The organism is Flavobacterium sp. 3HN19-14 (assembly GCF_051373205.1).
Taxonomy (GTDB): Bacteria; Bacteroidota; Bacteroidia; order Flavobacteriales; family Flavobacteriaceae; genus Flavobacterium.
This window is the reverse complement of record NZ_JBPPZT010000001.1, coordinates 3595025-3606827: the sequence shown is the minus strand read 5'-3', so window position 1 is coordinate 3606827 and position 11803 is coordinate 3595025. Positions and strand designations below refer to the sequence as shown.

Below are 11803 nucleotides of genomic sequence, written 5' to 3'. Positions count from 1 at the left end.
AATTATTTTTTCATATAACCAATCAAATCAATAATCCGCGAAGAATAACCGATTTCATTGTCATACCAACCCACTACTTTTACCATTTTATCGATAACGGATGTCAACTGTGCATCAAAAGGCAGGAATTCCGGTTGCCGATAATATCTACAGAAACAATCGGGTCTTCAGTATACGCCATGATGCCCTTAAAGTGATTTTCGCAAGCCGATTGAAAAGCAGTATTGATTTCCTCAATCGTGACTTCGCGTTTTACATAACAGGTAATATCTGTCAATGACCCGTCAGGAACGGGAACACGAATACCGCTGCCGCCGATTTTACCTTCAAATTCCGGGAAAATTTTTGTCAACGCCTTTGCTGCACCCGTAGTTGTCGGGACAATCGACTGGCTGGCCCGCGCGCTCTTCGCAGGTCTTTATGAGGTTGGTCATGCAAACTTTGATCGGTCGTATAGGAATGAACGGTCGTAATATAAGCCTGCTCAATTCCACACAAATCGTCAATAACTTTCATCATCGGTGCGGCGTTGTTGGTAGTGCAACTTGCGTTGGAAACGATAGTTTCACTTCCATCTAAAATATTTTCATTAACGCCCAGAACAACAGTTTTGATGTTGTCAACTTCAGAAGGCGCAGACAAGATTACCTTTTTGGCCCCACTTAAAATGTGCGTGTTGATTTCGTCGAAAGTCTTGTATTTACCGGTAGATTCGATTACAAAATCAATGTCGTGCGAAGCCCAATTAAGATTGGCGATATTTTTTTCGTGAAAGAAAAGATAATGCTTGCCATTTACGACGATGCCATTTTCGTCAAAAGAACAATCAAAAGGCAAAACCCCGTGAATACTGTCATATTTGATAAGATGCGACATTGTGCGGTTGTCGGCGATATCGTTTATGGCGACGACTTCAATTTCGGGATGGTCGAGCAAAAGGCGGAAAAGGTTTCTTCCGATGCGTCCGAAGCCGTTGATGGCAATTTTTATTTTCAATTTTTTTTAGTTAACGGTTAACAGTTAACAGTTTACAGACTGCAGCAAAAACTGTTAACCGTAAACTGTAAACTTAAAACTATAAAATATGTTTTTGTGCTTTGTATGACGAGCGAACCAACGCGCCGCTTTCAACATGACGGAAACCCATTTCTAGTCCGAGTTTTTCGTATTTCGCAAACTGGTCCGGCGTGATGTATTCCTTTACCGGTAAATGTTTTTTACTTGGTTGCAAATATTGACCGATAGTCACGACATCAACATTCGCTTCGCGCAAATCCTTCATCGTCTGGATGACTTCTTCTTCAGTTTCGCCCAAACCTAACATAATGCCCGATTTGGTGCGGTTGACGCCTTTTTCTTTTAAATATTTCAAAACGGCAAGGCTGCGGTCGTATTTCGCCTGGATGCGTACTTCGCGTGTTAAACGGCGTACGGTTTCCATATTGTGCGATACAACTTCCGGATTCGCCTCAACAATACGGTCAATGATTCTTTCTACACCCTGAAAGTCAGGAATTAATGTTTCAAGCGTCGTTTCGGGGTTCATCCTGCGGATGGCGCGAACGGTCTCCAGCCAGATAATCGAACCCATATCTTTCAAATCGTCACGGTCAACGCTCGTTACAACGGCGTGTTTAATGTTCATGATTTTGATGGAGCGTGCCACTTTTTCAGGTTCGTCCCAGTCTACCGTTTCGGGCCTGCCGGTTTTTACGCCGCAAAAGCCGCAGGAACGCGTGCAGATATTACCGAGAATCATAAATGTAGCTGTGCCTTCGCCCAACATTCTCCCATATTCGGACAACTTCCTGAGGTGCAGATGGTATTGAGTTTGTATTTGTCTACAAGCCCACGCAGTTCGGTATATTTTTGTCCGATTGGCAGCTTTACCTTGAGCCATTTTGGCTTGGCGCTCCTTGCTTCCGCGTTATCTAAAACAGTTTCCATGCAGTGCAATTTTAAGGCTGTAAAGATAAGCAATAAGATGTTAGGTTTAGGGCTGAGATTTTAGTTTTTGATTATAGCGGAATAGATAAGATATTTAGACTATTCTGTAAAATCCAAATCGCGATTGTGTGTTTCTTCAACAGTCAGCGTCGAATAAATGCCGAGGATAAATACAATAATTCCTATAATTACTGCTGAAACAATCACGCCATTTCCCGCTTTGAAGAAATCGAATCCCATCAGCATCACAGGCACAAGGCCGCGCACGACATTTGGAACGGTGGTGGTTGCGGTGCTGCGAACGTTAGTGCCAAACTGTTCCGCTGCGACAGTGACGAACATGGCCCAATAACCGGTTCCGAGTCCGAGCCAGCCGCAGAAAAAATAATACATATTCTCCGTTTTCGCACCTCCGAAAAGCATCAGTGCCACTCCGACCAGCGTAAACAACATCATATAAAAAATGGCTTTTTTTCTGGAATGTAAAGCGTGCGAAATAAATCCGCTGGCAAAATCTCCGATTGAAATTCCGACATACGCCCACATGATCGCTTTTCCGGGTTGAATGCTTTCAATGCCCAAAGCAGGAGCGAACTGGTTGCCCATCATGGCTAAAATCCCAGCGCAAAACCACGTTGGAAGGCCAATGGCGATGCATTTTATATATTTTTTAAAACGTTCAAAATCTGTAAAAAATGACAGGAAATTACCTTTGGAAATTGCCGTTTGCATTTCGATATGTTTGTACAATCCGCTTTCGAGAACACCGATTCGAAGTAATAAAAGCGCCAGTCCGAGACCGCCCCCGATGAAATAAGCCCATGTCCAGTGACCGGCAAGCTCTACGGTAAGCTGCGCCACGACTGCGCCCAGCAACCCGAATCCGGCAACTATTGAAGTTCCGATGGCGCGCAGTTCTTTCGGGAGGCTTTCTGAGACGAGCGTGATTCCGGCGCCAAGTTCTCCCGCAAGCCCGATTCCGGCGATAAAACGCAATGCGGCATAAATCGTGACTTTATCGGCAAAATTCATCTGAGGTAAAAATCCGCACGCGATATTGGCAAGTGAATAAACCAGGATGGAACCGAATAAAACCGAAAGCCTTCCTTTTTTATCTCCTAAAATACCCCACAAAACGCCGCCAATCAACAATCCGGTCATCTGGAAATTGATAATAATGGTGCCCATCGTGTCGGCATTGATGTTGAGTTCCTTAAGACTCGGGATGCGAACGATTCCGAATAGCAATAAATCGTAAATGTCAACAAAATAGCCAAGCGCCGCAACGATTACGGGCAGGCTTAACAGGAATTTCAGCTTTTGCCGGGAAGTGTATTGCATATTATTTTATTAATCGATGCCCGAAAATACGAATATTCCGAAATATTACGTTCGAAAATGCGAACAATACAACAATCGGATTATTTTTGCACCAAACTTAACAAAATGGAAGTAAAAGACAGCAACGGCAATATTTTAAGCGACGGTGATTCTGTAACCGTAATCAAAGACCTCAAAGTAAGAGGTTCTTCGGATGTTATCAAAAGGGGCACGATGGTAAAGAATATCCGCCTGACGGATGATCCTGCGGAAATCGATTGCCGCGTGAACAAAAACAGCGATGGTGCTCCGAACGGAATTTGTAAAGAAAGCCTGATAAAAGTAATCGGTGGTCAGTGTTCGGTGATCAGTCAACGAAAAAGTCGAAAATTTCACAAATGTGCAACTTTCGACTTTTTTAATTTTAGTTTATTTTAAACACTGACCACTGACCACTGACCACCGATCAATGCTATTGCGGTGCCTGAACGGTAATCGGCAGTGTATAAGCAATACGCACTTCTTTTCCTTTATATTTTCCCGGTTTCCATTTTGTGTTCATTGATTTCAAGACGCGAATGGCTTCCTTATCCAGATCATAACCCGGATTTCTGAGCACCTTTATATCGGTCATGCTGCCGTCTTTTTCGACCACAAAATATACAATGACTTTTAAGGTTGCCTGCCGGCAACTGCGTCATTTTCCGGAACCTGAAAATTACGTCCTACGTATCTGTAGAATTTGTCCATTCCGCCCGGAAATTCAGGTTTCACATCTGCTGATTCCATATTTATCGGTTAGGTTGGCTCTTCAGTCTCAGTATTTATAGGTGGTCCAGGGTATGCCCGTTGTATTGGTTGATGGGCCGCCTGGACCTGTCGGATTGTCTGTCGGAACTGCAGATGGCGTTACATCTGTAGTTGTTGTTGAGGTATGGTCGTCGGTTATTACCGGATTCGTCCATGACAAATTAGGTGTGGTTGAAGGTTGGCTAACCGGAGGCTTTACATCATTAACCGGCGGTTTTGGCGGATCCAGATGGGCGGGCGGTTTCTGGTAATTGAACAACGTAGGCGAGCCGAGAGTAGGCAATTCTGCAGTGACTTCCTGTGACGGGTAGAAATAATTTAGAATACCCGGAATCGCAACGGCTACTCCCATCAATACAAACGCACATAAAAGCGCCATAATAGTGGTTCTCGGATTTTCTTTGCGCAATTGGTAAGCGCCGTAATCCTTGTTTCTGCCTTCGAAAACCATATCGGTTCAGGCGGTGTCGAAAATACTTAAATTAGACATAATGTAATAGTTAAGGTTAAGTACAGGTCATTTCATATCATCAAAGTATTTAATGCTATAACGTAATAGTTGTGCATTTTAATATATAGATGATAAAAAATATGGAAAGGTTGGGAGGAGAGTTGCAAAATTGCAAAGTAACAAAGGTTCAGAGGTTTAGATCTGAATACAAAAATGATTTGATTTAAGGATAATGCAGATGATTTTAAAAACTTTGCACCTTTGCGACTCTGAGCCTTTGCACCTTTTTTCTATTTTCCCTGAATAATCTCTGCCAGAAGTTTCTTCGCGCGAAGCAGTTTAATCTTAACGTTATTGAGTGGCTCGCCAATTTTATCGGCGATTTCCTGATAACTTAATTCCTGGAAGTAGCGCAGTTGGATTACTTCCTGATAGTGGGGTTTTAATTCTTTGATGAATTGCAGCAGGCGTGAGAGATTTTGCTCCGTAATCAATTCATCTTCGGCAGAAGGAGCGGTATCAGCTACATTGTATGCCTGCTGGTCTTCTTCATCGGTGATTTCAATAAAAAGCGAAGATTTCTTCTTGCGCAACAAGTCAATATGCACATTTTTCGCAATGGCAATCAGCCAGGTATTGAACTGGAATTCCGGATTATAAGTCGCGATTTTATCAAATGCCTTAGAAAAAGTTTCAATGGTGATGTCTTCGGCGTCGGTTTCATTTTCGGTACGCTTCAGCATAAAACCGTAAACTTCGTTCCAGTAATGGTCTAACAAGAATGTAAAGGCCACCTGGTCGCCGAGTTTCGCTTTTTCTATATAAGGCTTTATTTCCAATGTACAGGTTTTGAGAAACTGTTGGTGATAAAGATATTCAATTGTGTGAAAACGAGTGCGATTTCGATGAATGGAAACCAGTACATCGTGTCTTTTTCTTTCAATTTACCGGCAGCGAAACCAAGTGTCAGCCACGCAAATAAATACCGGAAACCGATAATTCCCAACACCGCGATCCATTGGTACTGAAAAACCAGCAACAGAATCGGCAATAAAAAGAACAACAATTGCGTCGCATAAAACAATCCAAGTTGCGCCCTGTCAAAAGGTTTGTACAACGCCGCAGTCGAAACGTGACGTCTTTTTTGATTGAACCAGGCCGAAAAAGTCGTCTTTGGTTTGGAATAAGTGAAGCTTTCCGGCGTAGTGCAAATCGTCGTATTTTTCCTCGAAGCGACTTGGTTGATGAATAAATCGTCATCGCCTGAGCGCACTTTCAAATGGTCACGATAGCCGTCAACCTTAAAGAATTCATCTTTTTTATAAGCCAGATTCCTGCCAACGCCCATGTAAGGTTTTCCGATTCTTGCCCAGGAAAAATACTGCACAGCCGTTAAGACCGTTTCAAAACGGATGATTTTATTGAGGAAAGAATTCGGGATTTTTTCGTAAGCGCCATAACCCAAAACAATGGTTTTCTGCATCGTGAAATTCGAAGTCATATCGGCAATCCAGTTTTTGGAAGTCGGATAACAATCGGCGTCAGTAAACAAAAGATAGTCTTTTCTCGAAGCCTTAATGCCAAGCGTAAGCGCGAATTTCTTATTACCCCAAAATGCTTCATTGTTTTCGACTTTTACAAGCCTTATATTGGAATATTGCTTTTCAAATCCTTCAAAAATATCCAATGTTTCATCACTCGACGCATCATCAATCAATACGATTTCAAAATCAGGATAATTCTGTTCTGCCAGTAACGGTATGTATTGCGTGACATTTTCGGATTCATTCTTGGCGCATACAATCACGGAAACCGGAATTTTTTTCGGATTGTTCTTTTTGGCTTTGACAAATGCAAATTTCCCAAAAACAACAACATAGTAAATGAACTGGAGTGTGGCAACAAGAATAAACAGGCAAAAAATCAGTGGCAGCATGGTCATTTTTAAAGTCGGTTAATTTTTCGCAAATGTACGATTAGATATTGGAAGCGGCAAAATTGATTTTAAGAATGAAGATTAATGACGACAGCTATTAGATAATGCATTGTTGCAAAATTTTCGTGTAATTCCATAAAACTAAAAAACACCAAAACGCCGAAATTTGTAATATAATTAAAATAAAAACCCATGAAAAAGTTATTCATAACAGCTGCCTTCCTCGCATTTTCAGGAATCGCGCTGGCACAGCAGGACGGATCGGTTCACCAGGATCAAATCCAGCAACAACCGCCAAGAGAAACACAGCAGCAAATAGAAAACGCAGCACAACGTACGGCAGCCCAAAAGAAAGCGGAAAGTGAGTTTCAAGCCGAAAAACGTGCGAAAGACAAGGGAAGCACTCAAAAAGTAACGACAGCAGAAAGGCATGTTTCCGACTCCATAAAACCGGTCAAACAACCAAAACCGCAAGTGCAGCCTACACCGAAACCGAGAAAATAGAATTAATTAATAACGCGAAAAACCATCTTTTTAAGGTGGTTTTTTTATTCATTGCGGATATTCTCAATATAACCTTCCGTGGCGTTTTCTTTCGGGAAAACCTCTGCCGGATTGCCGATTACAAGTGAATTGTCAGGAACATCGAAGTTTACGAATGCGTTGGGCGCAATTAAAACATTTGTACCGATTTTAATATTGCCGACGATGACGCAATTCGTTCCCATCCAAACTTTATCGCCGATTACCGGAACGCCTTTTTTGGAACCGCGGTTGGTCTCTCCGATAGTGACGCCCGGACTGATATTGCAGTTTTTTCCGATTACGGCATTTTCATTGATGATGATGGTGCCGAAATGACCGATGTAAAATCCTTCGCCAATTGAGGTTTTAGGCAGTATCTGAAATCCGTATTTGTAGCCATAACGGCGCTTCATCAACCTGAAAAACAATCCGGATGGTGAAAATTTTCCCGATGCTGCCGTCTTCCTGAGCAAATACATATAACGGAATCCGGGTTTGCGAAGTCCTTTAAGCAATCCGCTGAAACCACTTAATCCGCCGTGCCGGTACAAATCTGCTTTAATAATTGGTTGCATCTGAATTATTTATGAATGAGACATCTGCGCATTTCTTCGGCAACTGCAATGGCATTATCGCCTTTGCTTTCTGAAAGTTTTTCTATAATGGCATTGAAATTTTTCCCGTCCCGGTTCTGCGACATTTTCCGGCAGGCTTCGATTGATTCTATTTCGATTTCAAAACCGATGATACCGCGTGCCTGAAGCATTGTTTTTCTCGAAAGATCTTCAACACGCACCGGATTTTTAGAATTGGCTTCGTACTTGTCGACGAGTTTTTTCAGCATTGCAATCGTGGCTTCTTCATCAACGATTTTTACTTTTCCGTAAATGTGAACGGCGATGTAATTCCACGTCGGCACATTTTCATGGTCATACCAGGAACGAAGAAATATAAGAATGTGGCCCTGAAAAAATAGCTAAAACCTGGTCGTTTTCCGAGAAACCTTCCCATTGCGGATTTTCTTTTGAAATATGACCGTGCAATACAGTTTTACCGTCAGCTAAAGTTTCCAGTTCAAGGGGAATATGTGTTGCGTGAAGTTTCCCGTGCGTTTGATTGACCAGGATACCGAAACTATTTTGTCTTAGAAAGGCTTCGATTTCTGACTGGTTTCCGTTTTTGTAAATATCGGGAATGTACATAATGGTTCAGGGTTTTGGGTTCAGGTGCCGGGTTTCAAAGTTAACGAAAATAAGCCTTAAGATGTCCCTGCACCCTAAACCCAGTACCCTACACCTAAATAATATTTACTTCCGCCTCAATATGAATTCCGAAAGTATCAAAAATTGTTTGTTGAATGTTTTTCGAAACGGCCAGAATTTCACTTCCCGTAGCATTGCCGTAATTCACTAAAACCAATGCCTGATTTTTATGGATTCCCGCGTCGCCATAGCGTTTTCCTTTAAATCCGGCTTGCTCGATAAGCCAGCCTGCAGGAACTTTTACTTCTGTGTCTGAAACCGTAAAATATTTCATTTCAGGGAATTTCGAATGAATTATTTCGAATTTAGATGCCGGTATAATTGGGTTTTTGAAGAAACTCCCGCTGTTACCAAGTTCCTTCGGATCAGGTAATTTGCTTTGCCGGATTGCGATTACAGCATTGCTGACATCTTTTAATGTCGGAATTGTCACGTTTTGTTTTGCCAATTCAGCCGTGATATCACCATAAGAAGTATTGATTTTGTGGTTATTGCGCGTCAGTTTAAAGGCCACAGAAGTAATGATATATTGGTTTTTTACCTCATTTTTAAAAATGCTTTCGCGGTAACCAAATTTGCATTCTTCATTGGTGAAAGTGCGGATTTCCTGTGTTTCGATGTTGATGGCATCACAAGAAACAAAACTGTCTTTGATTTCAGCACCATAAGCACCGATGTTCTGAACCGGCGTCGTGCCTACATTTCCGGGAATTAAGGACATATTTTCGAGTCCGCCGAAATTTTGGTCAATCGTCCACAATACGAATTCATGCCAGTTTTCGCCCGCATGGCTTTCGACCCATACAAAATCATCGTCTTCACGTATTATTTTTTTGCCTTTCAAATCGATGTGAATCACAAGCGCATCAACATCCTGCGTCAAAAGCATGTTGCTGCCGCCGCCAAGTATGAATTTTTTTTCGGAAGCATTTTCTTGTAAAATGGTTTTCAATTCTGCAACAGAATGTACCGCGACAAAACGTCTTGCACTGGCTTCGATACCAAAAGTATTGTACTTTTTCAGTGAGAACTGATTAAGGATTTCCATACGTTAGTTGATGTAAACACCAAATTTACTGCAAATCTCCTATGAAGTGAAATTTTCTACATAATTTTTTAGCCAGATGTGCATCGTAAAAAGCGGCATGATGTAGGAAGTCATCTTATTGTCGCCCGACTGCAAATGCTGTATCAGCTTACCGATATTGATGTTTTCAAAATACGGCATCCGGAACAAATCGCTTTTTGAAAATGACTGAAGTTCATCGGCGAAAGCCTCACTTTTTGTGATATAATCGCCCCACGGCGCACTAAGCCCGATTTTTCTGAAATTCAAAATCTCCTGGGGAAGACGGTTTTCCATTGCGGTTTTCAAAACATATTTGCCTTTTTTGCCTTTGAAGAGCCATTTGTCATCCAGAGAACCCAGCCCGATTACGAGTCTCGGATCGAGAAAAGGCTCGCGGCATTCTATCGAAGCGCCCATTGTGCAACGGTCATTTCGATCTAAAAGAGAGCACAGATAAGTATGTTGGTCGAAATATAAAGCTTGTCTTCTGAGATTATTTGGGAATAATTCAGTCGCTTCAGCATAAATATTTTTGCGATAATCATTTTTTGGTTCTGCATTGATTCCGAAAGTCTTTTCGATATCTTTTGGATAAATGTTGGAGCCGTTGAAAAGCACTAAATCGCGGTCATTTTTGATTTGTGAATAACGCAATAATTTTTCGTAACGCGGCTTTTTTGAAAAGCTTTCAATATTTCCTATAAATGAAAGCGAATTCAATAAAGACGGGTATTGCAAAGCTTTATAACGCACATAACCGCCCATCAATTCATCAGCGCCTTCACCTGAAAGCAGCACTTTTACCGCCGGTTTTGCCATTTGCGAAACGGCCAGAAGATGGGGTTCGCTAAGGTGCATGATTGGTTCGTCCTGAAAGTAGGTTGAGGCGATAAGCTTGTCGTAAAGGGTCTTATTTTCGAGTTGCATCGTGTGGAAGCCGTAATTATATTTCTCGGCCATCAACCTTGCGAGGTGCGCTTCGTTGTGTTCTTCTTCCTTAAAACCAATATTAAATGTCTGGATGTCTTTGTAGTTTTGGTGGTGCAATGAAGCGAGTACTGAGGAAGAATCAAGTCCGCCACTCAACAATACACCAACCGGGACGTCACTCACCATGCGCAGTTTTATCGAATCGTCAAAGGTTTCGCGAAACCATTCAACCGGATTGGTGATTTTTGACTGATTCTGGATTTCCTTTTTCAAATCCCACCATTTTTCTGTGGTGATTTTTCCGCCTTCGGTAATCGTCATGATATGTCCCGGCAGTAATTTTTTTACATTTTGATATAGCGTATTTTCACCCGCAACAAAACGGTTGTAAATGTATTCTTCGAGTCCGTCCTGCGACATCTTTAAGGGAACTCCGGCTGTAAAAAGTGCTTTCTGTTCCGAAGCGAAATAAAAACTTTCATCGTAAAAGGCGTAATACAAAGGCTTAACGCCCATTCTGTCGCGGATAACGGTCAGTTGCTTTTCTTTCTTATCCCAAATGGCAAAGGCGAACATGCCGTTAAGGCGATTCAGCATTTTTGTGCCGTGAAGCTGGAACATTTTGAGAAGGACTTCTGTATCGGAATTGGTCATGATTTCAAATCCGCTGCTTCTGAGTTCAGGATAAAATTCCCTGAAATTATAAATTTCGCCATTAAAACTCATCACGAACCTGCCGTCGTCAGACACGAATGGCTGATGTCCTGCAGAAGAAATGTCGAGAATCGATAATCTTCTGTGGCCAAGTGCTATATTATTTTCGATAAATAATCCTTTATCATCAGGGCCACGGTGTTCGAGGGCATCGCGCATTTTCGTTGCAACGCGCTCGTCGGCTTTTCTCTGTGACTGCAGATGCAGGATTCCATTAATTCCACACATGACTATGCGATTTCTGAACTGTTGATTAATTGGTGGTAACGGTCGGCAATAATTTTCATATTGGTATTATAATCTGCATTTTTTTCGACAAAACTTCTGTTGGAAGCGACGGCTTTTTCTCTGTAATCTTTATTTTCATTGGCCCAGATCAATTCTTCGGCGAGCATTTCAATATTATCGATTGCAATCAATTGTCCGTTTTCACGATGACTGATCCAGCTTTGGTTACCCGGAATATCAGTTACGACAGGATAACAACCTGCGGCCATAGCTTCAAATAAAGAAGCAGAAACGCCTTCGGTAATCGGCATACTCAGGTAAAAATTGGCCTGTTGGAGCAGTTGTGGTAAATCGGAATTTGGTATTCTTCCGGTAAAATGCACTTTATCGGAAATTTTCAGGTTTTTGGCCAGTTTTTTAAGATTTTTAAGTTCGGTACCATCGCCGACGATGGTAAGTACGAAATCAATTCCTTTTTGGTTTATGATGTCGAAAGCTTTTAAAATCGTTTCATGGCGGTATTCTGGTTGTAAGGAACGTGTGACGATGGCATTCATTTTTCGTATCCTGGCTGTCACCGGTTTTAAAGATTTCAAGTTTGATACCCTTCG

At 41.8% G+C, this 11803-nt stretch carries 13 protein-coding genes and 2 pseudogenes; 2 read left to right on the top strand and 13 right to left on the bottom strand.

The genetic code is table 11. From position 1 onward, the window contains the following. Window positions 1–2 precede the first annotated feature (2 nt). The 3 genes and pseudogenes from gap to ACSLFW_RS19510 all read right to left on the bottom strand — a co-directional run bounded on the left by gap (window position 3) and on the right by ACSLFW_RS19510 (window position 3288). Window positions 3–996: pseudogene (gene gap, locus ACSLFW_RS19520) on the bottom strand (type I glyceraldehyde-3-phosphate dehydrogenase). A 79-nt stretch (window positions 997–1075) separates the two neighbouring features. Continuing rightward, window positions 1076–1947: pseudogene (lipA, locus tag ACSLFW_RS19515) on the bottom strand (lipoyl synthase). A gap of 99 nt (window positions 1948–2046) precedes the next feature. Continuing rightward, window positions 2047–3288: an MFS transporter gene (locus ACSLFW_RS19510; protein ID WP_436557139.1), complete on the bottom strand. Its 1242-nt coding sequence runs from the start codon at window positions 3286–3288 to the stop codon at window positions 2047–2049. A gap of 105 nt (window positions 3289–3393) precedes the next feature. Between ACSLFW_RS19510 and ACSLFW_RS19505 the strand changes: the two genes are divergently transcribed. Then, a complete protein-coding gene (locus tag ACSLFW_RS19505) occupies window positions 3394–3705 on the top strand; it encodes an alkylphosphonate utilization protein (RefSeq protein ID WP_436557138.1) in 312 nt (103 codons plus the stop codon). Between the two features lie 34 nt (window positions 3706–3739). On the opposite strand, the gene ACSLFW_RS19500 is transcribed toward ACSLFW_RS19505, so the two are convergent. The 4 genes from ACSLFW_RS19500 to ACSLFW_RS19485 form a co-directional block, all read right to left on the bottom strand. Further along, entirely contained in the window at window positions 3740–3901 is a 162-nt protein-coding gene (locus tag ACSLFW_RS19500) for an energy transducer TonB (RefSeq protein WP_436557137.1), read from the bottom strand. A 183-nt stretch (window positions 3902–4084) separates the two neighbouring features. Next, window positions 4085–4528 (bottom strand): hypothetical protein, encoded by a 444-nt coding sequence (locus ACSLFW_RS19495; protein WP_436557136.1) that lies wholly within the window; start codon window positions 4526–4528, stop codon window positions 4085–4087. 290 nt (window positions 4529–4818) lie between these two features. Then, window positions 4819–5367 carry an RNA polymerase sigma factor gene (locus tag ACSLFW_RS19490; protein ID WP_436557135.1) on the bottom strand — a complete coding sequence of 183 codons (549 nt, stop codon included), beginning with the start codon at window positions 5365–5367 and terminating at the stop codon, window positions 4819–4821. After that, entirely contained in the window at window positions 5358–6464 is a 1107-nt protein-coding gene (locus ACSLFW_RS19485; RefSeq protein ID WP_436557495.1) for a glycosyltransferase, read from the bottom strand. Before ACSLFW_RS19485 ends, ACSLFW_RS19490 begins: the two co-directional genes overlap by 10 nt. Window positions 6465–6656: 192 nt before the next feature. Between ACSLFW_RS19485 and ACSLFW_RS19480 the strand changes: the two genes are divergently transcribed. Continuing rightward, complete coding sequence (locus ACSLFW_RS19480) at window positions 6657–6968, top strand: hypothetical protein (protein WP_436557134.1); 312 nt, start codon at window positions 6657–6659, stop codon at window positions 6966–6968. 44 nt (window positions 6969–7012) lie between these two features. Here the strand turns inward: ACSLFW_RS19480 and ACSLFW_RS19475 are convergent, their stop codons facing one another. From ACSLFW_RS19475 to ACSLFW_RS19450, 6 genes are all read right to left on the bottom strand, one after another. Beyond that, window positions 7013–7564, bottom strand: coding sequence for a serine O-acetyltransferase (locus ACSLFW_RS19475; protein WP_436557133.1), 552 nt, complete (start codon window positions 7562–7564; stop codon window positions 7013–7015). A 5-nt stretch (window positions 7565–7569) separates the two neighbouring features. Further along, window positions 7570–7908 (bottom strand): FMN-binding negative transcriptional regulator, encoded by a 339-nt coding sequence (locus ACSLFW_RS19470; RefSeq protein WP_436557132.1) that lies wholly within the window; start codon window positions 7906–7908, stop codon window positions 7570–7572. A gap of 10 nt (window positions 7909–7918) precedes the next feature. Beyond that, window positions 7919–8191 carry an FMN-binding negative transcriptional regulator gene (locus ACSLFW_RS19465; RefSeq protein ID WP_436557131.1) on the bottom strand — a complete coding sequence of 91 codons (273 nt, stop codon included), beginning with the start codon at window positions 8189–8191 and terminating at the stop codon, window positions 7919–7921. 94 nt (window positions 8192–8285) lie between these two features. After that, window positions 8286–9299 carry a UDP-N-acetylmuramate dehydrogenase gene (gene murB, locus ACSLFW_RS19460; protein WP_436557130.1) on the bottom strand — a complete coding sequence of 338 codons (1014 nt, stop codon included), beginning with the start codon at window positions 9297–9299 and terminating at the stop codon, window positions 8286–8288. Window positions 9300–9338: 39 nt separating this feature from the next. Then, window positions 9339–11192, bottom strand: coding sequence for an asparagine synthase (glutamine-hydrolyzing) (asnB, locus tag ACSLFW_RS19455; protein ID WP_436557129.1), 1854 nt, complete (start codon window positions 11190–11192; stop codon window positions 9339–9341). Window positions 11193–11194: 2 nt separating this feature from the next. Continuing rightward, window positions 11195–11749: a glycosyltransferase gene (locus tag ACSLFW_RS19450; RefSeq protein ID WP_436557128.1), complete on the bottom strand. Its 555-nt coding sequence runs from the start codon at window positions 11747–11749 to the stop codon at window positions 11195–11197. Window positions 11750–11803 lie beyond the last annotated feature (54 nt).